This window comes from Methanobrevibacter sp., assembly GCF_017539065.1.
Taxonomy (GTDB): domain Archaea; phylum Methanobacteriota; class Methanobacteria; order Methanobacteriales; family Methanobacteriaceae; genus Methanocatella.
In genome coordinates, this window is sequence record NZ_JAFYHP010000026.1 from 13,491 (window position 1) to 37,272 (window position 23,782).

Annotated in this window: 32 protein-coding genes; 8 read left to right on the top strand and 24 right to left on the bottom strand. The window is 32.3% G+C overall.

The window, feature by feature from the left end; all coding sequences use genetic code 11:
* Positions 1-94: 94 nt before the first annotated feature.
* The gene (locus tag IKS50_RS06705; RefSeq protein ID WP_292847329.1) at positions 95-562 is read right to left on the bottom strand and encodes a hypothetical protein; all 468 of its coding nucleotides are present in this window, start codon (positions 560-562) and stop codon (positions 95-97) included.
* 56 nt (positions 563-618) lie between these two features.
* Positions 619-1,263 (bottom strand): hypothetical protein, encoded by a 645-nt coding sequence (locus IKS50_RS06710; RefSeq protein WP_292847332.1) that lies wholly within the window; start codon positions 1,261-1,263, stop codon positions 619-621.
* 78 nt (positions 1,264-1,341) lie between these two features.
* On the opposite strand from IKS50_RS06710, the gene IKS50_RS06715 reads away from it, so the two are divergent.
* From IKS50_RS06715 to IKS50_RS06725, 3 genes are read left to right on the top strand one after another with little or no spacing between them, the layout of a single operon-like run.
* The gene (locus IKS50_RS06715) at positions 1,342-1,899 is read left to right on the top strand and encodes a DUF2115 domain-containing protein (protein WP_292847335.1); all 558 of its coding nucleotides are present in this window, start codon (positions 1,342-1,344) and stop codon (positions 1,897-1,899) included.
* A 10-nt stretch (positions 1,900-1,909) separates the two neighbouring features.
* Complete coding sequence (locus IKS50_RS06720) at positions 1,910-2,434, top strand: TIGR00730 family Rossman fold protein (RefSeq protein ID WP_292847339.1); 525 nt, start codon at positions 1,910-1,912, stop codon at positions 2,432-2,434.
* 8 nt (positions 2,435-2,442) lie between these two features.
* Positions 2,443-3,093 (top strand): hypothetical protein, encoded by a 651-nt coding sequence (locus IKS50_RS06725; protein WP_292847342.1) that lies wholly within the window; start codon positions 2,443-2,445, stop codon positions 3,091-3,093.
* 30 nt (positions 3,094-3,123) lie between these two features.
* Here IKS50_RS06725 and IKS50_RS06730 read toward each other — a convergent pair whose 3' ends face one another.
* Positions 3,124-3,588, bottom strand: a complete 465-nt coding sequence (locus IKS50_RS06730; RefSeq protein WP_292847345.1) for a HEAT repeat domain-containing protein — start codon at positions 3,586-3,588, stop codon at positions 3,124-3,126.
* A gap of 169 nt (positions 3,589-3,757) precedes the next feature.
* Here IKS50_RS06730 and aksF point away from each other — a divergent pair, with 169 nt between their 5' ends.
* Positions 3,758-4,747, top strand: coding sequence for a homoisocitrate dehydrogenase (aksF, locus tag IKS50_RS06735; protein WP_292847348.1), 990 nt, complete (start codon positions 3,758-3,760; stop codon positions 4,745-4,747).
* Positions 4,747-6,216: a class I adenylate-forming enzyme family protein gene (locus tag IKS50_RS06740; protein ID WP_292847352.1), complete on the top strand. Its 1,470-nt coding sequence runs from the start codon at positions 4,747-4,749 to the stop codon at positions 6,214-6,216. Before aksF ends, IKS50_RS06740 begins: the two co-directional genes overlap by 1 nt.
* A 26-nt stretch (positions 6,217-6,242) precedes the next feature.
* Here IKS50_RS06740 and argB read toward each other — a convergent pair whose 3' ends face one another.
* Positions 6,243-7,106, bottom strand: a complete 864-nt coding sequence (gene argB / locus IKS50_RS06745; RefSeq protein WP_292847355.1) for an acetylglutamate kinase — start codon at positions 7,104-7,106, stop codon at positions 6,243-6,245.
* Between the two features lie 90 nt (positions 7,107-7,196).
* Between argB and IKS50_RS06750 the strand changes: the two genes are divergently transcribed.
* Complete coding sequence (locus IKS50_RS06750) at positions 7,197-7,871, top strand: reductive dehalogenase domain-containing protein (protein ID WP_292847358.1); 675 nt, start codon at positions 7,197-7,199, stop codon at positions 7,869-7,871.
* 338 nt (positions 7,872-8,209) lie between these two features.
* On the opposite strand, the gene IKS50_RS06755 is transcribed toward IKS50_RS06750, so the two are convergent.
* From IKS50_RS06755 to IKS50_RS06780, 6 genes are all read right to left on the bottom strand, one after another.
* Positions 8,210-8,797: a DUF998 domain-containing protein gene (locus IKS50_RS06755; RefSeq protein WP_292847361.1), complete on the bottom strand. Its 588-nt coding sequence runs from the start codon at positions 8,795-8,797 to the stop codon at positions 8,210-8,212.
* A gap of 2 nt (positions 8,798-8,799) precedes the next feature.
* The gene (locus IKS50_RS06760) at positions 8,800-9,735 is read right to left on the bottom strand and encodes an SAP domain-containing protein (protein WP_292847364.1); all 936 of its coding nucleotides are present in this window, start codon (positions 9,733-9,735) and stop codon (positions 8,800-8,802) included.
* A 156-nt stretch (positions 9,736-9,891) separates the two neighbouring features.
* On the bottom strand, positions 9,892-10,149 hold the full coding sequence (locus IKS50_RS06765; RefSeq protein ID WP_292847367.1) for a hypothetical protein: 258 nt from the start codon (positions 10,147-10,149) through the stop codon (positions 9,892-9,894).
* 91 nt (positions 10,150-10,240) lie between these two features.
* Positions 10,241-10,741, bottom strand: a complete 501-nt coding sequence (locus IKS50_RS06770; protein ID WP_292847370.1) for a hypothetical protein — start codon at positions 10,739-10,741, stop codon at positions 10,241-10,243.
* Between the two features lie 6 nt (positions 10,742-10,747).
* The gene (locus IKS50_RS06775; RefSeq protein ID WP_292847373.1) at positions 10,748-10,972 is read right to left on the bottom strand and encodes a hypothetical protein; all 225 of its coding nucleotides are present in this window, start codon (positions 10,970-10,972) and stop codon (positions 10,748-10,750) included.
* A 169-nt stretch (positions 10,973-11,141) separates the two neighbouring features.
* Positions 11,142-11,399, bottom strand: coding sequence for a hypothetical protein (locus IKS50_RS06780; RefSeq protein WP_292847375.1), 258 nt, complete (start codon positions 11,397-11,399; stop codon positions 11,142-11,144).
* Between the two features lie 50 nt (positions 11,400-11,449).
* Here IKS50_RS06780 and IKS50_RS06785 point away from each other — a divergent pair, with 50 nt between their 5' ends.
* A complete protein-coding gene (locus tag IKS50_RS06785) occupies positions 11,450-11,614 on the top strand; it encodes a hypothetical protein (RefSeq protein ID WP_292847378.1) in 165 nt (54 codons plus the stop codon).
* A gap of 61 nt (positions 11,615-11,675) precedes the next feature.
* Here the strand turns inward: IKS50_RS06785 and IKS50_RS06790 are convergent, their stop codons facing one another.
* Together IKS50_RS06790 and IKS50_RS06795 are read right to left on the bottom strand one after the other, a co-directional pair.
* Positions 11,676-11,888, bottom strand: a complete 213-nt coding sequence (locus IKS50_RS06790) for a hypothetical protein (protein WP_292847381.1) — start codon at positions 11,886-11,888, stop codon at positions 11,676-11,678.
* A 135-nt stretch (positions 11,889-12,023) separates the two neighbouring features.
* A complete protein-coding gene (locus IKS50_RS06795) occupies positions 12,024-12,374 on the bottom strand; it encodes a hypothetical protein (RefSeq protein ID WP_292847384.1) in 351 nt (116 codons plus the stop codon).
* A 168-nt stretch (positions 12,375-12,542) separates the two neighbouring features.
* Here IKS50_RS06795 and IKS50_RS06800 point away from each other — a divergent pair, with 168 nt between their 5' ends.
* Positions 12,543-13,070 carry a hypothetical protein gene (locus tag IKS50_RS06800; RefSeq protein ID WP_292847387.1) on the top strand — a complete coding sequence of 176 codons (528 nt, stop codon included), beginning with the start codon at positions 12,543-12,545 and terminating at the stop codon, positions 13,068-13,070.
* Here IKS50_RS06800 and IKS50_RS06805 read toward each other — a convergent pair whose 3' ends face one another.
* The 12 genes from IKS50_RS06805 to IKS50_RS06860 form a co-directional block, all read right to left on the bottom strand.
* Positions 13,071-14,087, bottom strand: a complete 1,017-nt coding sequence (locus IKS50_RS06805) for an alcohol dehydrogenase catalytic domain-containing protein (RefSeq protein WP_292847390.1) — start codon at positions 14,085-14,087, stop codon at positions 13,071-13,073. It lies immediately after the preceding gene.
* Positions 14,080-14,790, bottom strand: a complete 711-nt coding sequence (locus tag IKS50_RS06810; protein WP_292847393.1) for a 2-C-methyl-D-erythritol 4-phosphate cytidylyltransferase — start codon at positions 14,788-14,790, stop codon at positions 14,080-14,082. Before IKS50_RS06810 ends, IKS50_RS06805 begins: the two co-directional genes overlap by 8 nt.
* Before the next feature lie 5 nt (positions 14,791-14,795).
* The gene (locus tag IKS50_RS06815) at positions 14,796-15,383 is read right to left on the bottom strand and encodes a class I SAM-dependent methyltransferase (RefSeq protein ID WP_292847396.1); all 588 of its coding nucleotides are present in this window, start codon (positions 15,381-15,383) and stop codon (positions 14,796-14,798) included.
* A gap of 95 nt (positions 15,384-15,478) precedes the next feature.
* Positions 15,479-16,081: a class I SAM-dependent methyltransferase gene (locus IKS50_RS06820; RefSeq protein WP_292847399.1), complete on the bottom strand. Its 603-nt coding sequence runs from the start codon at positions 16,079-16,081 to the stop codon at positions 15,479-15,481.
* Between the two features lie 309 nt (positions 16,082-16,390).
* The gene (argJ, locus tag IKS50_RS06825; protein ID WP_292847402.1) at positions 16,391-17,614 is read right to left on the bottom strand and encodes a bifunctional ornithine acetyltransferase/N-acetylglutamate synthase; all 1,224 of its coding nucleotides are present in this window, start codon (positions 17,612-17,614) and stop codon (positions 16,391-16,393) included.
* A gap of 14 nt (positions 17,615-17,628) precedes the next feature.
* Entirely contained in the window at positions 17,629-18,033 is a 405-nt protein-coding gene (locus IKS50_RS06830) for a hypothetical protein (protein ID WP_292847405.1), read from the bottom strand.
* Between the two features lie 22 nt (positions 18,034-18,055).
* A complete protein-coding gene (locus IKS50_RS06835) occupies positions 18,056-19,258 on the bottom strand; it encodes a hypothetical protein (protein WP_292847408.1) in 1,203 nt (400 codons plus the stop codon).
* Positions 19,251-20,276, bottom strand: a complete 1,026-nt coding sequence (locus tag IKS50_RS06840) for a Zc3h12a-like ribonuclease (protein ID WP_292847411.1) — start codon at positions 20,274-20,276, stop codon at positions 19,251-19,253. The genes IKS50_RS06835 and IKS50_RS06840 overlap by 8 nt, the downstream gene beginning before the upstream one ends.
* 60 nt (positions 20,277-20,336) lie before the next feature.
* Entirely contained in the window at positions 20,337-21,080 is a 744-nt protein-coding gene (locus IKS50_RS06845) for a metallophosphoesterase (RefSeq protein WP_292847414.1), read from the bottom strand.
* A 5-nt stretch (positions 21,081-21,085) separates the two neighbouring features.
* A complete protein-coding gene (locus IKS50_RS06850; RefSeq protein WP_292847417.1) occupies positions 21,086-21,436 on the bottom strand; it encodes a nascent polypeptide-associated complex protein in 351 nt (116 codons plus the stop codon).
* A gap of 85 nt (positions 21,437-21,521) precedes the next feature.
* Positions 21,522-22,664, bottom strand: a complete 1,143-nt coding sequence (locus IKS50_RS06855) for an aldo/keto reductase (RefSeq protein ID WP_292847419.1) — start codon at positions 22,662-22,664, stop codon at positions 21,522-21,524.
* Between the two features lie 18 nt (positions 22,665-22,682).
* Complete coding sequence (locus tag IKS50_RS06860; protein ID WP_292847422.1) at positions 22,683-23,768, bottom strand: acyltransferase; 1,086 nt, start codon at positions 23,766-23,768, stop codon at positions 22,683-22,685.
* Positions 23,769-23,782 lie beyond the last annotated feature (14 nt).

The following is a 23,782-nucleotide window of genomic DNA, read 5'->3' on the forward strand; positions in this document are numbered from 1 at the left end:
ATATTATATTATACTTTGATTTTTTAATTATATAAATATTATGATTAAAATAGAAATTAATAATACTTTCATATTAAGAAAAATGTAAAAAATATTATCCAACGAGAAGATAATATTCTCCATCGTCCTTATTAATTGTTTTTAAAAGTCCTTTATTTTGAAGAGACAATATAATATGGTACATTCTAAAATTACTAAGTTTTAAATCACCATATAACAAATGACCCTCTAAAGTATATTTAGAAATAAGATTTTTATCATCAACTAAGTCTTGAATCAATTTATATGAATCCCTTTCTTTTTGGTTTAACTCCAACTCTTCCAAATCCTTTTTGGAATTAACTGTATTGACTTCCTTTTCACTTTCAGATAAGATGGCCTTATTATCTTTAAAAATAATTAAATTCTTATCCTGAAGCTCTTCAAGAATTTGAACTAAATCATATTCATGAAATCCCAACTCCTTTCTAAGTAGACTAACTGGAACACCATCAGGATATTCAATATTGAATATTTTTATTTGATTTAGAACAACTTCCTCATTGCGTGTAATATTAATCATATAATCAGTTAACTTAATTGATAATAATAATTATGTAAGATAATAATACTTAAATATTAGGATAGTTGCATTTCATTTTCAAGTGCTTTAGCTTCTTGTTTGTTTTTCTCGGCAACTTCTTCAGGAGTCAAATCAAAAGGTCTTGTGAAAAATAAGTCAATGTCATTAACCACCTGACAAATTGACATGTGGACAAGTTCTTTTAAAGCCAAACTCTTCTGAACTCTATTTAAAGATTCGTCAGAGTATATCCTCTCATGATCATTGTTATAATCTTCTAAGATTTTATCTTGATTTAAATCATTTTCGAGTTGATCTTTTTCATAATCTTCTGTTAGAAGTAAAAAACTGATTAATTCATCTTTTTCATCAGTGAAATCCTTATCTGGATTATCAATTACCTCATGAAAATAGCTACTAACAGATTGGAAAACATCACGTGAAACATTGCCATTAATAATATTGTCTATGAACAATTCGAAAGTATTTGAAATATAATACTTGCCGTTTTCCTCAAATGTATTAAAAACAAGTTCATTTTCAACATTAGCTACATATTGAATTAAAACAATATCCTTTGCTTTTTCAAATGATTTTACATTGAATTTAGTGTTTTTTAATTTATAATCGCTATTACTTTTTAAAGCATTTTCAACATTTTCAATATCTTCTTTTGAAATCTCCATAAAATCTTCAACCATATTCTAACCCCATATGTTAATAATATTGTCAAAGTGATTAATAGTTTTTATTAATTATAAATTTTATAAATTAATAATATGGAACCTGAAGACATACTGGCTGAACTTAAAAAATTATCTCAAAATGAAGAAATTCTAAAGTCAGGGATAATGAAAATTCTCAAAAAATACGCCCGCATAATATCTGTGAACGATTTGATGCTGGCTACAGCGCGTATGAGAAAGGATGGAGAATTTGTTCATGCCAGTTACCGTGAAAAATATTTGACAATTTATATAAAATATTTTATCATGCGTATGAAGGAAGTTAAGGAAAAAGAAGACTATGTTGACTCAACTATTGATAAAACTTCCTTTGATGAATCATTTCCAATGCTTGAGAGAACTTTTGAAAAAGAAAAAGAACAAACATTTGGCAGCCAAGATGATAAATTCGCATTAATCTATGTGATTACCGCACTTTACACCACATTCATTTTAGAAGAACCCGTTCATCCTGTGGGAAGCGAATTTCCAGGAAGTTTATTTGTCGAAGAAAGAAACGGACAATATTACTGTCCTGTAAAAGATAATCAGGACGACAATCCTGATGCAATCTGTCATTTATGCCTCGCAGAACAAACACCCGATATTTAGAGTTGATAAAATGAACATTTGCTTTTATGGTTCAGGAAGTAGAAAAATCGATGAAATTTATACTGATAAAGCCTATGAATTAGGTTGTAAACTAGCTAAAGAAGGTCATACTCTTGTTTTTGGTGGTGGAGACACTGGCATGATGGGAGCATGTGCAAAAGGAGTCCATGACAATGACGGAACCTCAATTGGAATTGCTCCAGAATGGATGAGGAACTTTGAACCATTATGTGAAAACTGCAGTGAATTTATTTATGTTGATTCTATGGATGAGAGAAAACAAAAGTTTTTTGATAATTCCGATGCATTCATCATATCTCCCGGAGGAATTGGAACCCTAGATGAATTTTTTCAGATAATCACCCTTAAAAAATTAAAACAACACGATAAAGAAATTATAATCTTCAATATTGACCATTTCTTTGATAAAATGCTTGAAATGATTGATGAAATGGATGAAAAAGGGTTTTTATACAAGCAGGAAGATCTTTTTAAAATAGCAAACAGTATTGATGAGATATTCATGATTTTGTAGGTGAGATCATGATAAGCGATGAAGATGTTTTAAAAATAGCTCAGAAAATGGAAGATGCCAATAATATTGACATTAAAAAAACAATCGAAAAAGCTTCAAATGTAGGATATCTCGGTGAAAAACATTTCTATTGCACTGTAATTGAAGATGGAGGATTAACCCATACCATACCCGAAATCTTAGGCAACCCCTATAAATCACAGCCATTGGATAATTTATATTTCGATATTATCTCCAAAGCTCTTGACCATGATGGGATTTACATTTCCCTTGGATACTGCGCATCACATATAATCATTCCAGACAGTGAATGTAGTGAAATAATAGAATACGACGATTATGACCTTGATGAGGATGAATATGAATATATGGTTGAATATTCTCTAATTACCTCTAACGGTGTTAAAAAATTTAAAGTTTATGCAGAGGAAGGTATCGCTGGCCATGACCGTACTGAAGACATCGGCCTTATGATTAACATCATTGATGGAGATTATAAAGCTTACTTTGCACTCAGGTCTACTGATCAATGCATGTCCAGTTTCAGAGTGATGCCATTAAAAATGGATTACCCGAAAGAGCACCCTTTATCTCTTAAAAATCCTATTAACAAAATAATGATTGAAATGATTGACAAGACAGTTGTTGAAAAAAATTAATTAAAAAAAAGAAAAAGTAAGAAATAATAATTATTTCTTAATTGAACTTATTGCACTTTGTGCGCCTTGTTTTACGAAACCACTTTCATCATCAAGTAATTCTTCAAGTGCAGGAACAGCTTTTTCATCGCCAATATTACCAAGCGCCCATGCAGCTGCACCTCTTACTCTCCAATCTTCATCAGATAATGTTTCAATTAAAGGATCAACAGCAGGTTGGCCCATACGTGAAAGTGCGGTTGATGCTTCTCTTCTAACTAACTTGTTATTATCGTGTAATGTTTCAACTAAGGCAGGAATTGCTTTAGGATCATTAATAGCACCTAATAAAGTGGCAGAATGTAATCTGATTCCTTTTTTTCTGCTTGATAGGCCATCAATCAAAGCATCAAGTGCTTCATTACCTCTTAATTCCAATTCTCCAACAGCATCTTCAACAACAAAGTCATCTTTATCGTTTAATAATTCTATTAACTCATCAATACTTCTTTCCATTTTCATCAGTCCTTTGATTAAGGTGTTCAACTACTTTTTACTATGTAATTAATATCATTTATATTTAGTATAATATAAAAGTATTTCGATAACATACGAACAAAATTACAATTATATAATATGACTTAAATATTATTAATATACGAACAAAATTGTTTTAAGTGAAATAATGTATAACATTGCAGTGATTGGTGGAGACGGAATAGGTCAGGAGGTAATGTCTGCTTGCGAGTATTTACTTGATAAAATCGACGTAGATTTTAGTTTCCAATATGGAGAAGCAGGTTTTGAGTGTTTCAATAAAAATGGTACAACATTGCCTGAAGAAACAATAAAAATAGCCAACAATAGCGATGCGGTATTATTCGGAGCATCAACATCAACCCCCGGAGAACCTAGCCCAATTATAGATTTAAGAAAAGCATTAAATGTTTATGCAAATATAAGGCCTATAAAATCATATAAAGGAGTTAACTGCTTGCGTGATGATATTGACTTTGTAATTGTTAGAGAAAATACCGAAGGATTGTATTCCCAAATTGAATATCTTGACGAAGACAGGATGATTGCTGAAAGACATGTTACAAGGCACGCTTCTGAGAGAATTTCAAAAGCGGCATTTAACCTGTGCATTAAAAGAGGGCAAAATAAAGTCACATGTGTTCACAAAAGTAATGTCTTAAAAAAGACCGACGGTATTTTTAAAGAGTCTTTTTATAATGTATCTAAAGATTACCCTCAAATTAAAACTGAGGATTATTACGTTGATGCTATGGCAATGTATCTAATTACACAACCTCAAAATTTCGAGGTAATTGTTTCAACTAACCTATTTGGCGATATATTATCTGATGAAAGTGCAGGGCTTGTTGGAGGATTGGGTCTGGCGCCGTCTGGAAATATCGGCGATCACAACGGACTATTTGAACCAGTCCATGGTTCAGCACCTGATATTGCAGGTAAAAATATAGCAAATCCATGTTCCATGATACTATCCGCGGCAATGATGCTTGATTATTTGGGAGAATGGGAAATCTCAAATAATATTAGAAATGCTGTTGAAAAAGTAATAGCTGACTGTAAAATAAGAACCCCTGATTTGGGAGGGGATGCTTGTACAATGGATGTTACAAAAGCTATTGTTAAGGAGTTAATTTAATGTTGAATATTACTACTTTTTTAGATGCGAATTCAAAAAGATTAGATAAAAATGTTTTATACAATCCAACAACAGGACATAAATATAATTCTGGTGAAATTTTATCAATTGTTTCTGAAATTGGACGTACTTTGAAAGATTTGGGAATTAATAAAGGAGACCGAGTATTAATCTATTTAAACAACTCCGAAGAATATTTATTTTCACTCTTTGCAATTTGGAGAATTGGCGCAATAGCGATTCCCGGCAATAGAATTTTCACAACAAATGAACTTGAATACATAATAAGTGATTCAAATGCTAAACTGATGATTACTGATGAAGATGCAAAAGATTTAATTGGCATAGAAACTTATATTCCAAAAGACGTTTCAAAATTTAAAGATTGTGAAGTTTTAGAAGCTGAAAACACTGATTGGGACGATTTATGCCAATTACAATACACCTCCGGTACAACCGGTAAACCAAAAGGAGCAATGCTGACCCATGGTAATTATTTCACTGCAATTCACAATGAATGTGATGTGCTAACCTTGAAACAAGATGATGTTTATTTAGGAATTTATCCAATGGCCCACGTTGGTCTTTCATGGTCTATTTCTGCACTAAGATCTGCTGCTTATTATATTATGATGGAACAATTCAACCTTGATGAATACTTAGATTTATGTCAAAAAGAACAAGTTACTGTTTTAAGCGGAATGCCCCCTGTCATACATTCATTAACAACAATGGATAAACGTGAAGAGTTAAAAACTGTTCGTGAAATCATTTCTGGTGGAGGACCCTTACATAAAAAAATATGGAAGGATTTTCATGAAACTTATGCAATACCTATAATAAATGCATATGGATTATCTGAATCAATAGTTATTGGAACCGGCACTGTTATTAGACCGGAAGACTATCGTGAAGCAGATAGATTTGAAAGTGTAGGGCACCCTGTTTGTTTTTCAGAAGTGAAAATCGTTGATGAAGATGATTCCTCAAAGAGTTTGCCTCAATATGAACAAGGTGAAATTGCACTTAGAGGTCCTGCTATTGCTAAAGGATATTGGGGAAATGAAGAAAAAACCAAATCAACCTTTTTAGAAGACGGATGGTTTTTAACAGGAGATATTGGGTATCTTGATGAAGATAACCGTTTATTTATCACAGACCGTAAAAAAGACATGATTGTGATGAGCGGATGGAAAATCTACCCTACAGAAGTAGAGGAAGTCTTAATAAAATATCCTGAAGTTAAAGAAATAGCTATTTTTAGTATAAATGACTGTCATAGAGGAGAAATTCCAGTTGCGGCAGTTGTTTGGGAAAACGAAGCTGACGATGAAGGATTAATTGATTTTGCTCGTGAAAACTTATCCCGATATAAAGTTCCTAAAAGAATTTTTGAACTTGATGAACTTCCAAGAGTAAACGGATGGAAACTTCTTAGAAGAGAATTGAGAATAATGTTTAAACAATAAAAAAAAAAAAGTAGAGTTAACCATGATCATTTAAAAATCATGGTTCCGATTCCATCAGTTGTAAAGATTTCTAAAAGTAAAGAGTGTTTTTTCCTTCCATCGATGATGTGGCAGGATTTAACTCCCTCTTCAATAGCTTTTACACAGGTTTCTATTTTTGGAATCATGCCTCCGGAAATAACACCATCTTCAATTAATTGTGGAATCTCGCAAACACGGATTTTTTGAATAAGAGAATCAGGATCATCCGGATTTCTTAAAACCCCTGGAACATCGGTTAGAATGATTAACTTTTCAGCACCAACGGCACTTGCAACTTCCCCTGCAACAGTATCTGCATTTAAATTTAGGCTGGTTCCATCTTTTGCAATACCTACCGGAGATATTACTGGAATATAATCATTTTGCAAGAACATATCAAGTAAATCAGTATTTACACAATCAACTTCTCCAACAAGTCCTAAATCAATGATTTCTTCGTCAATCTTTTTAGCCTCTTTTTTATGTGCAAAAATTAAGCTGGAATCTTTTCCAGATAAACTTATTGCTTTACCGTCATGTTGAATGAGTTCAGATACAATTTCATTACTTATTTTACCAACCAATACCATTTCAATAATTTCCATGGTCTCTTCATCAGTCACCCTTAAACCTTGGATGAATTTTGGTTCTTTTCCGAGTTTATTCATGGATCTTGAGATATCTGGACCTCCGCCATGTACAATCAATGGTTGCATTCCAACATATTTGAGTAATACAGTATCTCGGGCTGTAGAAGACTTTGCTTCATCATCCACCATTGCATGTCCGCCATACTTAATTAAAATCTTCTTATCATGAAACTTTTTAATATATGGTAAAGCTTCAATTAATACATCTATATCTTTCATTTAATCACTACATTAAATATTTAACTTAATTATTTATAAGTGTATAAGTTAAAAATCATCTTTAAATATTTCTAAAATATAATCATTATTATGTCTGAGATGAATGATGTTAAAAATTATTTGATTGGGCTAGGAGCCAGCAAAGTTGGTTTTGCAGATGTCAAGGGATTGGCCAGCGAATTTGTTGACTTGCCTAATGGAATAAGTCTTGTTTTAAAGATTCCCAAAGAAGCAATGTATTTGGTTAAAGAAGAGGAATATGAAGAATACTGGAAATGTTTTCATGCCCAAATCGATAAGTTGACTCAAATAGCCCTTGATGGTGAAGAGTATATCAAGAATCTCGGTTATGACGCTTTCGCCTTGACAATGACTAGAAACGAATGCGATATGGAAAGGCTGTTAAGCATTCTTCCATATAAAACAATAGCTACAAAATCAGGCCTCGGTTGGATTGGAAGATCTGCATTATTTGTAACTCCAGAATACGGTTCTGCCGTTGCTCTTGGTGCCATTTTGACTGATATGCCTCTGGATTTCGATGAACCCATTACCGATTCTCAATGTGACGAGTGCACCAACTGTCAGGATGCCTGTCCTGTAAATGCAATAAATCCTCTAAAATGGAATGACCGGCTTAATCGTGAAGACATCATTGATATCGAAACATGTGGAGAATACATTATTGGACAGTATAAGGCAGGGCTTGGCTGTACAAAATGCATGAGCGAGTGCAAACTCACACTAGAGTATTTGAAAGGATAAAACTAATTTTAGATATTGACTTTGGATGAGGGAATATTCTTTTTTAAAAAAATTTAGGTATGCCTAAATATTTATATATGATAAGGAAAATAATCACATATGGAGGTGAGAATATGATTATTGGAATTGAAAACCTAAAAGAAAAACAGAAAGACAAAGAAGATTCAAAAAATTAAAAACACCACTTTTCTAATTTTTACTATTCTCATCTACATCTGTCCAACACATTACCCTGATTTATAAATGAAAAGTTAAATAATCAAATATACGATCAATATAATGATAAATGGACCAACGACATTGAGAATTATAAAACGAGAAATCAAGTAAAACATGTCTTATTTTTTTACCAGAAATAGTCCTGCCAAGAAACTCCAGATGACCAACGGGTAAACTGAAAGCCTCTCAAAAACAGGCATGTAAATGCTTTCCATATTGAAAAACATTATCCAAAATGCCAGCAAACCGATGATTCCCAACGACAAGGTAATCTTTTGAAAATCTGAAAATTCACCCATTGATCTTGAAATGAATACCAATAGGACATTTCCTCCAAATATGGCCATTATGGCACCCAATGCATGATAGCCCAAAGTCAGAGGATTTCCTCCATGAATCAAACCGACTATGATGACTCCCAAACCTGTTACCAATGTCAAAATGAAAAATATTGCCTTATTCTTTACAATGAAATCCCTGAATCTGTAGAAATTGGAAAATATTAGTGCCAAACCAATCAGTATAAATGCAGAATTCATTAACCAGAATAATGGCGAATTCAGAAGGGGAATTCCAAGTTCGGATATGGTGTGAAAAACATAAGTGTTAAAAATAGAATCATTGAAATAAGCTGCAGAAATAGCTTCAGCTATAATATAATACAAACTGCCAATTATGAAGACGATTCCGGCAACTTTAGATTTCATTTTTAGATTCCGAATTTCTTATTGAAGAATTTCTCTCTTAATTCAAAGTTTAACTCCTCAATATCTGCACCATTGATTGCCTTTTGTAATGTTTTATAACAAGTCTTTTTAGGTATAGTAGTGCTTTTAATATGAGATTTATTCCAGATTCTGTCAAATCTTTTCTTAAGACTTCCCAAATCAACTTTTTCTGTCACATTTTTTATATTGAGGATATTCGCTTCACTAATGATTTCATAGGTGGCGTAAGTCTGTGCATCCATGACAATTGGATTCAAACCTAAAATGTAACGTTGCAAATCATAATCAAGGAATGAGTCATAATCCTTTTCATATGCATATACGTGAGCCTTTGCGGTCAGTGCATCGATAAATACTAAAAAGTGATTTGAAACCAATGACCTTGAAAGGATTTCGTCACAGAAATTCAGTGCTGTTTCAAAACTTCCAACATCGGATGCATTGTAATAGGTTTCATAATCTTCAAATCTGAATGCTACAAGAGCAAACATGTATAAGTCCATCCACTCATTTTCCTTTATGAAATCCTTTGCTTTTTGAGTTAATTCCAAATTTGCAAACGATTTGTTGGTATCAGCAGACACATCCAACTTGCGTGCATCCTTTGCTTCCTTTAATAATGGCAAGACTCTTTCCACCAATTCATGTTTTTTACCGGACACTTTCAGGCCGTTTTCCCTTAGGATATCCTTCAATTCAGCAACAACATAATTTTTAGAGATGTGTTCAGCAGTGATTTCAACATCAGCTGTTATTTCAACATCCCCTTCAAGATATCCTTCATCAATCAGATAATTAATACATTCTTCTGCTGATGCGAATGTCCCGAATTGGCCTTCGTTTAATATATCTTCAAGTTCATAACCATGATCCAAAAAATTTAAAACATTAAATACTTCTAATTTCTGTTCAGTCACTTAAACACCTTTTATACTTCATTTGCAATATTGCAAAATGTTATGATTAAACTTCCCCCTTAAGAAAGAAAAAATTTGAAATAATAACTATTCCAAATATAGTATTTCTATTTCAATTAATTTAATACTTTGCTTAATAATATAACCAAAAAAAGATTAAAACATGATTTGCTTTTCAATCATTTCCATCATAGGTTTGACATCATCAGAAAGATTAATCTCAGTTACTTTTTTAGAAGACCTCTTTTTTGAAGCATAATATGCTTGTGCAAAACTCATGCTAATATAAAAAATTCCCTCAAAATCCATTATAAACTCCTTTTCATCCATTTGATTTATTTTATCAAATAAATCAGATGCAGATTTATTAAAATCCAAAGCAGTATTTATCTCATCTTTAAGCTTTATAATCATCATTACACCAAATACGTGTAATTATTTAATTTTTGAGGCTCCAGCAATTCATAGATATTTTGAATTTCATGCTTATTTAATCTAACACTTACTAATGTCCCATAATATGTTCATCATCTAATAAATAATAATTGTAATTGCCTCCTAAAATATGCAATGAACCTTTTCTTGATATTATTAATAATTCACCACCATTACCTTCTCCAATTAATCTCGCAATAGTTCTCAAACCATTTCCGCGTTCATAAAAAGTATCTGAAACAGTAGAAAAAGTCCCAATACCCATTTCTAGTGAATGACAATCATCAACAAAATCAACATTAGATTTCTCAAATAACCCCGGAATAGACAACCCATCATCGACAACTGAAACTTCCAATTTTTCATATTCCGAATATAATTTAGAATAGATATAACTTTGCAGAGGCCTATTTTCAATTTTTGCATGATCATAGACATTATTTGCTAACTCTGATACGATGTGTCTTAAAGAGAAATAACCTCCATAACCTGAATCCAAATTATCCATATAACATGTGATAAAATCGATTTCATCACTTTTAATTCTAGATATTGGTAATTTAGAAAACAATACGTCCTATTTTAACATGCCCTCTAAAACTTCAAAAGCATTTCCCTTATTTGGGATATTAAAATTTTGTTTTTTAAACTCACATAACAATGGAAGGGATGTTGTTGGATTAAGTTCTACATCAGTTAAATCAATTTCACCATCACGTGCACTTTTTAATATTTCTTCAAATTCCATATAATTATCAAACAAGTCTTTAAGTGTTATAATAACACCACCTAAATCATTCAATAATTAACCAGAAAGTGAAAAAATCCGGATTTAAACAACTTTTCAGTTAACAAGATTAGTTTAGTCAAAAAGACATATAAAATAAGCAGTTGTAAATAATAACAATTTTACAATCGAAAAACAATATTTCAAACTCGTACAACTTTTGTTTTAAAAAAATAAAAAAAGATTAGGGATTGCATGCCTCATCCGCAGCCCCCATGACTACAGTTACTTCATCAGACAGGTTGATTTCGGAAATCTTTTTATCTGATTCATATTTGGCAGTATAGTATGCCTGTGCAAAATTCATTGTAACAAACATTACTTCCTTAAAATCGATTATAAAATCGTCTTTAGGGATTTTATTTAAAATATCAATTAATTCAGTTGCATCTTCGCTGGATTCCAAATGAGTGCCGAATTCGGCGCCAAGATTAATCATCATTTTAACACCTATATTAATATTTAAAATTCATCATTAATATATTAATTAACATGAAATGTCCATATTGTGAAAGAGAATTGGTCAAAGTATTTCACGGAGAGCCTGGTGATGAACTCGCCGAAGAATCCTTGGAAAATACTGTGATAATTGGAAACTGCTGTGAAAGCGAATACAATTATTATTGTGAAAACTGTGATGAATTCTATCAGTTTTAAAAAAAAAAAAGAAAAGAGACCTTATTATAATATAATAAGGTTTATTTAATTGCACTTGCTTCTAGTCTGCTGTAATATATGCATCATAAGCAGCGTAAATAGCAATAAACAAATTAATTATGTATACAACCCATGATCTAAAGATCCATGATGCAATAATTCCCATAATTAACGCAAGTACGAACAATATTATACCTTTTTTAATATCACCATTTATAGCTTGACCTAATCCTGGGATAATGAAAGATAATATAGCTGAGATTATAGGTATCATACTTTCCCTCCATCATTTTTAAGGCAATATGCCAAACATTATTATTCACTCTATTAAATAATAATTAATATTAAGTTTATATTTCTTTTATATAAATATTTGCTTATTTTTTAATAATTCAGCGAAAAAAAATTGTTATAATCCTAAAATGTCCTTATCAGGATTTGAATTTTTAAACAAGTTAATTTTTACATCTCTTTTCCATGTGAATTTCAAAAGACCCTCATGAACCAATTTTAAATCGTCATCTGAGAAATCTTCCAGATAATAGATTTTTCCCCTTTCGCCAACATTCACTAAGAATCTTATAAGATGCCTGTACACCATCACTGAATGAGGCTTATAGACTACAATATCATCTGTGATGTATTCAATCAACTGCTCCATTTCAAAAACATCGGGAGTCATGACTTCGACATCACATGTTGGGAATTTTTCACGAATTATTGCCTCATAATCCACATCATCACCACTAATAGATTTCAATATAATAAATATTAAAATTAATGGAATGAAAATTCGAGGATTGAAAAAACAATAACAATCTATAAAAACTGTTTTAACTTCGTAAAATTGATTTATTTTACAACTTACCAATTTATAAAAGATAAGAATGTATATAGAAAATGCAAATTAAATTACGAAGGTTAAAATATGAATAAAAAGGATTTTGATATAAGAGCTAAAATCATTAAAGAAACGTTCAAGGACAACCGCCCCATAAAATGTGAAACCCCTGAAGATGAAAGAAAGCTTGATGAAAATGTTCACCCCGGAGGAGACATTTTCACAACCGAAGATGGAGAATTCATAGATTTTGAACTGCAGCTAAACGATTTTAATGAGGAAGAACTTACAAAGTATATCGAATTTGCTGAAAACCTTTATGAAAAGCACCAAAAGCACGTCTCTGTTTACTTGCTATGTCCTAAAAATATCAGTGTCAGTGTCAGGGAATGTACAATAAAATCAGAATCAGACTTCACAATAAAATTGGCATGTTCACAAGAAGACCCCTGCCATATAATCCTTAATGGAATTAAAAATAAGCTTAAAAATAAGGAAATGCTTGATGGGGATGATTTGCACGCTCTTGCAATGCTTCCAATAATGTGCGATAGAAAGGACAGGAACTACTTTAGATTGGAATACTTGAAGATAATTAATAGATACTTCTATTGATTATTTATTCCATTTTAAAATAGTTTTACCGAAGTTTGAGTTATTGTCTATATCGAATGCTTCCTTCAAATCATTTAAAGTGGTTATTTCACAAACATTGGTCACTAGCTTTTCCAGATACTCAAATAGCTGAGGGTTTTGTTTGAGGGTTTCAACGACTCCAATAAAGTCTTCCCTTTCGGACCTGCTGTTTCCCTGAACAGTCAATCCTTTCTCTAAAACCATTCTTGTATTGATTGGTATCGGATATTCGCTTACACCAAATAAGCTTATTACACCTTGCGGATTGATTAAATCAATAATCTGTTCAATAGCTGACTGGGAAGCGCTGGAACCTACGCATTCGAAAGCATGGTCTATTGTCAGGTCATCGGGGACATTATGTATTTGATAATTTCCGTCTGCAAATGAAAACAAGTTCAAGTTTTCAAGATGTTTCCCAAAAACAATTACTTTTGAATCCGGAAACCTCTCCTTTAGAAACAGTGCTGTAATGAATCCTAAGTTTCCATCTCCCCAAACGCCCAAAGTATCCTTTGGAGTTATTGCAAGTTCTGAAAACTTAGTTATTCCCTGATAAGCCACAGTAATCAATTCTATAAATGCTGAAACAGCAGGATTAAATCCATCAGGAAGCCTGACAACACGGCTGGATTCCAATTTAATCAAATCTGAGGTGAATCCGTCGAATCCACTACCTCTAAATTTTGAATTGTAGGAATAATTGGCTCTGCAGACATCTTCCCCCAGAGGAGTATTTGGAATCATTACTACTATGTCTCCCGGCCCGAATTCCCCTGAAGCATCATGGACAACCTCACCTATTCCTTCATGGATCAATGCCATAGGCAGCTTTTCCTCTAAAACTTCAGCAGGCCTGGAACCCTGATAGTATCTTTGATCCGCCTGGCAAATTGAAAGATATGTCGGCCTTACAACCACTCCGTCAAGTTCAATTTCATCTATTGCCTCCTCAAAGAATTTTGGGGCCTTAAGTCTGTATACAATATTAATCATTTGAATCCTCAAGAATTGTATTTGCTAATCTTAAATCATAAGGGTATGTAATTTTGATATTTGTGACCTCGCCCATAACCAGATGAACATCCTCATCCTTAAGTGTGAATATCTTGCATGCATCGGTCAGTATATTGGCTTCCTCTTCTGTTAGACTGTTAATCAAATTGAAAAGTTTCCTTACATTGAAGCTCTGTGGAGTTTGGCCTTGGTAATAATAATCCCTTACTGGAATGCTTTGTATAGTTTCACCGTTTATGCTCTCAACGATAGTGTCAGTTGCCGGAACAACAGTATCACATGCCCCATATTTTCTTGCAGCATCAATATTGTCTTTAATTATCCTATGGGTGACGAATGGACGAACTGAATCATGTGTGATGATTATGGAATCGTCATCTATTCCAAAATTCTCTTCAATGTATTTCATGCTGTTCATTAAGGTATCGTTTCTAGTTTCTCCACCTTCAATAACAATGATGTTTTCACTATCTCCAATGTAGTCATTAATTAACTTATTAGTATGTGTTATAAAATTTTTAGGTGTTAAAACAATGATCTTATCGATATTTTCATTAATTACGAATTTTTCGATTGTATGGACAATAACAGGCTTGTTGCCTAAGGTTAAAAATTGTTTAGGAGTATCTGTACCTCCCATTCTTGAACCAATTCCCCCTGCCAATATTGCTGCAAAAATCATCTAAATTACTCCTTTTCAAATATAATTAAATAGTGAGACTTGGTTTCACCAATATCACTACCAATGTCCACTGTTAAATAAGTCTTTTTAAGACCATAATCATTAAATATTTTTTCCAGTTCAATGTGTGAAATTCTAACATCAATTGGAGGTCCGAATGTCATTTCAATTGGTTTGAATTCCATTATGGCTATTTTACCATCTGATTTAATAATCCTTTTTAATTCGTTGATAACATCTTCCCTTTGACCTGATTCCTTAAATCCGTGGAAAACATTGAGCATGAGAACAACATCCACAGATTCATCATCAACCCCCTGAATGGTTTTAGTAATATCTGCTTCAACAGGTATAAGATTATCAATATCATTCTCGTCTACAAAACTTTTCAACTCAATGATGGATTCTGAATATAAATCAACTGCATAAACCTTACCTTCCGGGAGATATTTTTCAATAGCTTTTTTAGAAATATAACCGTCACCGCATCCGGCATCCAAAAAAGTCTCATTACCGTTAAGATTCAATTCAGATAATATTTCATCTGAATCAAGGAATTTTGCACTTGATTTTCCATGATGTTTATGTTCCATTTTATACACCTTAGATTATAATCTTTAAAAAATAGTATATAATAATTTTCAAAAAAAAAAGTTTTAGAGAGTTTAAAACTCCCAATTAAAAAAAGTTATTCTTTTTCAAACATGATTAAATAGTGAGATTTACCTTCAGGAATATCTTCACCAATTTCCTCATTTAAATAAGTCATTTTAAGACCATGGCTTGCAAAAAGTTTTTCTAAATCTTCAGGTGAAGATCTCATTTGGGTTGGAGGTCCTTTTGGAACATCCCACGCTTTGTAATCCATAATGGCAATTTTTCCATCTTTTTTGATTATTCTGGCAAGTTCATCAACCGCTTCATCAAGTTTTCTTGATGCTTTAAAACCATGGAAAACATTAACAAGCAACACCACATCAATCGATTCGTCATCTACTCCAGGAATCCCTTCAGTAATGTCAGCTTCAATGTTTGTCAAATTTTCAATATTATTTTCTTTCTTATAAGTTTCCATATCTTCAATTGAAGCATCATAAACGTCTACTGCATAAACATGACCTTCAGGAAGATATTCCTCAATTACTTTTATTGCAATGTGGCCATCACCACAACCTGCATCCATAAAAGTCTCATTTCCCTTTAAGTCCAACTCTTTTATAATTTCATCAGAATCAAGGAAAAATGCACTAGAAAATCCATGAGCTCTGTGTCCGTTTTCGGGCATCATCATATTATCACCTATGATAATAATATTTAAAAAATAGTATATAATTATTGTCAATGTGAAAATTAGTAAATAACAGTTAAAAATAGTTAAAAATAATAAAAAAAAGATATAAGAGGATTATTTTTTCCAGGTTTGTTTTACTCCTCTTCCTCTTTTACTACCAGGTTTAGTATAACTTCTTTTTTGTCTAGTTCTTCTGTTAGTTCCTTTAACTTTTGCCATATCTTACCCTCCTTAAAATTTATCATTACAAAATTAGAATTAAATCTATAACAAAAAAATATTTGTTTTTAAGATATTTAAAGCTTTTCTTTAAGTGGTGTATTCTGCATTAATTTTAACATAATCATATGTTAAATCACAACCCCAAGCAGTAGCCTCGCCATCACCTAAATACATATCAATATTTACTGAGATATTTTTTGACTGCATAATCTTTTCAGCTCTTTCAAGATAAGGAGTGTCTTCAAATGCTAAAATTTCCCCTTTTTTAACAAGATCAACATCATCTACATCATCTGCAATAGATATTGTTACAATATCCGGATTCAAATCACATCCGGAGTATCCTATTGCTGAGACAATTCTTCCCCAATTAGGATCTCCTCCGAATACTGCTGATTTAAATAAACTTGAAGATATTATGGATTTTGCTGCAAGACGTGCATCTTCATCATTTTTTGCACCACACACATTTGCTTCAATAAATTTGGTGGCACCTTCACCATCACGGGCCATTTTCTTAGCCAAATCAATGCATAAATAATTTAAAGCATCTTGGAAGTTTGAATCGATTTCACCATCTTTTATGACATTTACCCCTGAGGCACCATTTGCCATCATTAAACATGTATCATTTGTACTTTCATCCCCATCAACGACAATCATGTTAAAACTGATATCAGCAGATGCCTTTAATGCTTTTTTAATCTCATCTGATGGAATAATGGCATCAGTTACAATAAATGACAACATTGTCCCCATATTAGGAGCAATCATTCCACTACCTTTAGTGATTCCTGCAATTCTTACAGTCTCGCCATTAGTTAATGTAACTTCAACAGCACATTCTTTTGGAAATGTATCAGTTGTCATTATGGCCTTTGCAGCTGCAAGGGAATTTTCAGGACTATTGCCCAATTTAGATAAAGATTCAAATGCAACTTTGGAAATAATGTCGATTGGCATTTCACGACCAATAACTCCGGTTGATGAAATAGCTATCTCATCCTTTGGCAATTTTAAATCATTGGATACTAATTCCACTAAGGTTTCACAATCTTTAAATCCTTGTTGGCCAGTAAAACAATTAGCATTCCCGCTATTTACAAAAACTGCGGAAACGATTCCTTTTTTTAAAACATTTTTTGTATACTTAACAGGAGCGGCAACTACTTTATTTGAAGTGAAAACCGCTGAAGCACTACTGTTAGGACAAACAATAATGCTAACACCATATTTTCCTTCGCGAGCTCCGGATACTTTTAGATTTTCAATTACTGAAAATCCTCCATCAAGTTCTTTAATATAATTCATAAAAATCACAGAAATTATTCTTCAACCGTCTGATATTCTATCTCTGTCAGTGTAGACGTATTTTCATTATAATCGACACGATCAACATCGGCATCGAATAAATAAACATCATCAGTCTGGTTTACATTGCTGGTCATTTCTTTGGTAACATTTTCATAATGGGGTCCATCATCACTACCATCACTCAAACTTAATGAAACGCCAATTCCGGCACCAATAACAAATGCAATTAATGCAATAATCATTATGAAAACAAGAGACTTATTAGCTTTTCTTTTTGGTTTATTTCTCTTATTTATAGGGGGCCTTTTTGGTTGGGCGAATTTACGAGTATTATTTCTTCTCCTTCTTCTTCTAGAATTTTTTTGTTGACCGTTTCCAGGTCGCAATACTCGTTTATCGTCTTTTTTTCGTCTCATATTATCTTTATTCTGATTTATTTTAAGAAACTAATGCATATACAAGAGCTAAAATTACCCCAATGAAGCTGAATATTCCTAATCCTAAAATTGACATTAAATAAGCAAATAAAAATACAAAAATGAACACACCAATTAATTTAGGTTTTTCATTTTCAACTAAGTTAATCAATGTCCTTGTGAATTCAGACGGAATATTATAAGCATATAATCCATTAGCTAATTCGAAAACAACTAATGACAATGGAGCCGCAGACTCTAAATCATCAACTATTTGAGCTCTTTCACCTGCTTCACGCCTACTTCTTCCAATACCTGCTCTTATTTTTGCACCATTGTCCAATGCAAACCAAGCAGCATCGAGTCCTGCACGAATTGCTAAGTCTTTTGATGGGAATCTTGCAATAAAATCGTCTCCACCTTCTCTGTAACCTTCTAATTCGCCGTCACACTCAGTTTCAATGAAATTTTTGATTGCAGTCATTAAATCAACAAGTTGAGTTCTGCCGTTTTTATTGATAAATTTAGTAGAATCAATCAAATCAATGAATAAGTAATTTTCTAAATCAACAGGCCTTGATTCTTGAAGCAAAAATGGTGAATCAAATACTAATGCATATTCCCCACCAAGTTTAGTGAATGAAATACCTGGAAAACTACCTATATTTTGAGTATAATGAATTGCCCGTTCGATTGCAGCCGCACCAGTCATTCCAACAGCAGATGTGACTTGCATTCCTTCAGACAAACCTATTCCGATTAATTCAATAGCGACACGTATAGCATCATTCTTACTTAACATTTTTGCAACAAGTTCTGTTGCTGTTTTTTCCACAATCTCCCCTTTTTCATTTTGAATGATTTTAACAAATATATCAATCAAACGGGAAGGATGCTGAATTTCTAGGTAAAGATAACGGTCACTACCCATTATAATATTGCTTACTAAAGCATATTCTTCTATTTTATTTTCCGCAGGTTTTAGTTCATGGAAAGTATAATCTTTCGGGAGATTTTCTGCACCCACGTCACGGATTAGATTTTTTAAAATTGTATCTGAAGTTATTTCTGCTTTTTCAATTTCAAAGAGAATAGTTTGAGTGTAATTGAATAATTCTACATACTCTGTCTCTAAAGAGTTTGTTGGAAAAAATTTAGTTCCAACAGCAATGGGTTTAAGCTTAGTTGTAAACTTAATAAAAGACTTAGTTAGACTATTAGCCATCTAAGCCCCCTCCCTTCTCTAATTCAATCTCAAATTCCCCTGGTTTTTCTAAAAGCATGTCTGGTTTTACGGATACAAATGGGAATTTCCAGGACCCAAGCCTTCCGGCAATAGTGCTTGCAATATTTCTTGAATTTCTTTTAATGAATACTTCATCATGCTCACTTACACGCACTAAAATATTATATGGAGCAGTTTCTGTAACTTCATCTGCAAGCAAAATATTTAATTCAAAGGTTCCTGGTTTTGTAAATAAATCATTACGTACTGCAATTAAAGGTTTTTTCTCAAGACCTAATCTATCTGCAACAGTAACAGAAATGTTACCTGCATTTTTTACAGCAATTTTATAATCTTTAGGATGCACCAATACAAAAATCACATATGGAGCGGCTATTTCTACATCATCTACCATTTCTACAATCTTATTAAACATTGGTATTTTTGCAAAAATATTTTCCAGTTTGGATTCTGCATTATTCTCATTATCAATACGAATAATAGCTTGTTTAGCAATATTTAATGGAGAAATTTCTAATCCTTCTTTGCCTTTATAAATTTCCCATTTTTTGAAGTTTAATTCTTTAATAATTTCATCACAAATGTGTTGAAGAATATTTTTATCTTTTTTAGGTTTTTTTGGTTTTCCGAAGGTGAGTCTTCCTCTATCAATAATGAATGGTATTCTCATTGAAGATATATTTCTAAATTCAGCAGCATAATCTCTGAATTTATCATTTGACAAGATTTTTGCTTTTTCACGAGTAGCAATATCTAAAATAAAATGATCTGCATCATTTCCCGCTGGAACTTCTTCTACATTCTCATTTTCCAACAATTTCAAAAAGTTTTCCTTATCATCAATATCATGACGAAGTGATGCATCGGCAATAATTACAAATTCATCTTCACTTTCTTCTAATGCTTTAACAGCTGCAAGGATATTGGACAATTGAGGTTGTCCATTTTCGTTTTTAACATGATAAGCTACATTAGAAGCATCTACAACAACTTTCATAATATCACCTTAAATTAATTCAGTTTATTATATATATTCTATTCAATATTTAAATCTATTTTAAAATTTATTTCTTGGATATTTTCCAAATAAGAATTTTTCACCATTGACTTCATTTAGATAAATTTCAATTTCGTTTTCAGTTATATCATAAACAATATATGAATTTTTGTTTTTACCTCTAAGCTTATTAGAAGCTATTGAACCGGCATTAACAATTATAGTCTCATTTAATTTCCAAATATTCGGAACATGTTTGTGTCCAGATAAAACTAAATCCACTTCATGTGTTGTTAGGGTTTTTAATATGTCCCCCGCATCTGATAAAACATTACGTTCACGTCCAGTTTGAGGAATTGGAACAATATGATGATGCAAAGCAACAATTGTAAAATTTTCATTAATGACACATTCGTCTAATTGATGTTCCAACCACATGTGCTGAGGGTTTCCAACATGACCTGTATCTTGATCAGGAGAACTGCTGTCAAGCCCTATAACAGTAAAATCATCATCCATAGTTAATTTCCAACTTTTCTCGCCAATTAACTCTTCGAATGTTTGATAACCTAAATTACGGGCATCGTGGTTTCCTGGAACTGCAAACAATGGAGCTTCAAACATTTCTAAATATTTAGTGGATTGCTCAAACTCCCTATAATAACCATTGTTTGTAATATCTCCAGTTAAAATAATCATATCCGGCTGTAAATCATTTATTTCACTTACAGCAAGCTTAAATGTCTCTTCATCAAATGTGGCTTCTGATATATGCAAATCAGAAATGTGTGCAATTAAAGTCATATTATCTATTGATTTAATTTCATGATAGCTTCTGCAAGATCTCCTTTACATTCTTCAAGTGCTTCTCTTGCTTTATCTGCACTAACACCTGCACTATTAGCTACCATTTCGACATCTTCATCAGGAATCTCAATTTCATATTCTAATTCTACTTCACGGGCTTTACCTTCAACTTGATATGTTTCTTGCCCCATTATATTCATTAAACTTACATTAGGATTATCAATAATTAATTCTTTATCTTCAAAACGGATAATGACTTCTTGAACTCCTTGAAGTTCGTCCATTTTCATACCCATTTTCTTCATTTGTCTTTCCATTTGCTTCATTTGTTTTTTATTCATACCAGGTATCATATTTAAAACCTTCAATATAATTTAACTATTTATAAATATGTTAATAATTATTATTTAAATTTACTTAAATTAAAAAAAACACGGACTAATCTGTGAATCCATAAATTTCAGTTTCAAAAGTTTTAGCAACATCTTTTAAAACTTCAGGAATGTTTATTTGTTGCGGGCATTCCTCAATACATACTTCACATTCAATACAATCAGAAGCTATTCCCACACCATCAAGCTTTGAATAATTTAAATAAGCATTTCCATGGGGTGTCCACTCATCAGTATCCAAAAGCTTATGTTTATTGTATAAATCAAATAATCTGGCAATATCAATTTCTTCAGAACATGAATCCACGCAATATCGGCATTTTGTACAATTTACAGTGATATTATTGTTGATAATCTCTGAAACCTCTTCAAGAATAGTTAATTCCTCATCATTTAAAGGATCGGCATTATTAAATTCTTCAATATTATTTTCAAGTTGTTCTAGGTTACTTGCGCCTGTTAAAACAACACAAACGTCATCAAGATTAGCTACAAATCTCATTGCCCATGAAACAATTGATCTGTCAGGGTTATACTCTTTCATTAATTTCTCAGCTTCTTTTGGAACGTCGGCTAAAAATCCGCCTTTATACGGTTCCATAATCATTATGGATTTATTATATTTTCTTGCAACTTCCCAACATTTTTTAGCTTCAATATTTTCATCTTCCCAATCAAGATAATTAATTTGAAGCAACACAAATTCCAATTCAGGATGTTCAAATAAAATTTCTTCTAAAAATTCAGAATTCCCATGAGTGGATATTCCAATATGCTTAATGTATCCCTCTTCTTTTTTCTTTTGAATGAATGAGAATAAGTCTACATTTTTCCATGCATTTTCTGTGAATCCGCTAACATTATGCAACATGAAATAATCAATGTAGTCAACACCACAATTTTCAAGTTGTTGGTTGAAAATTGGTTCCAATTGTGATTCTTCAGTGATGATGAATAATGGCAATTTAGTTGAAATTTTAAATGATTCGCGCGGATATCTGTCAACGACACATTTTTTAAATGTTTGTTCCCCTATACCTTCATGATAGACGAATGCAGTGTCAAAATGATTGAATCCCGCATCCATATATGCATCTACCATCTTATTGACTTGTTCATAATCTATATTTGTAAAATCATTTTCATCCAATAATGGAAGTCTCATCATCCCCATGCCTAATTTTGCCATAAAAACACATCCCTCTTTTTATTTAGCTCCAATAACCTTATTAATATATGGTACTTTCTCTAATAAATACATAGTCAGCATTGAACTTATTACAATTAATATAAATATTTCTATGAAATTTGTATAAAATTCATGGTAAGGCAAAATCTGAGAATAAATGCACAGGAATAATCCTTGAATCAAATAAATACCATAACTATATTTTGCAATATCGAAAACAATCCGTCTGAATAATTTATCTAATGTTTCATTAAAGTTTAAGTTTATATTAAATTTGTGGAAATTCTTGAACAATAAGAATATTCCCGCCACCTCAACAGATAAGAACAATGAATACCTATTTACTGTGTGAAACTCGGATGTTGTTGAATACATTGTTACATTGACAATTGTTAGAGCTGCTGAGACTAATATTAATGCTAGGGCGAAATAAGGATTGTTAAGAAGTTTTCTTTCAGTGTGCCTTAAATAATACCCTAAGACAACAAGGCCTATCGGGCTTGTAAAGTAAGACAGCTTAATTGGGAAATCAACATTGATGGTAAAGTCAAATAAACAGGTAACCAACCATATCACCAAGAAGTATTCAGCTTCTTTTAAATCAGAATGGAGCAGCCATTTATTGAATACCGGCATGATCAGATAAGTTCCCAATATCATCCAGAAGAACCAATAAGGCGAAAACCCTGGAGATTTGGCCATGAAAACACCTTGCATGAATGTGAGTATGGAATTGATGTCAAAGTGGTATATGAACTTAAATCCAAAGTAATATGAGATTATGATGGCAATGACTCCAGTCACGGATCCCCAAAAGATAAATGGGCCGACAATTCTTGGAATTCGCTTTCCTAAAAATTCCCTGATTGTCCAAACGCGACCAAGGGATAATGCTCCTGCCAACATTAAGAATAAATCTACACCAAATCTGAAACAGTTCCCAGTAATTTGTGCGAAAATCCATCTTAAAGAAGGTATTGTACTATATTCTGCCATTACATGCATTCTTGTAACGGCATAAACATGAACAACAATAACCGACAGTATTGCCGCTGCCCTTAGAGCATCTAAATAAAAAATACGCTTTGATTTCTTAACTGTCATAATCCTGCCCACAA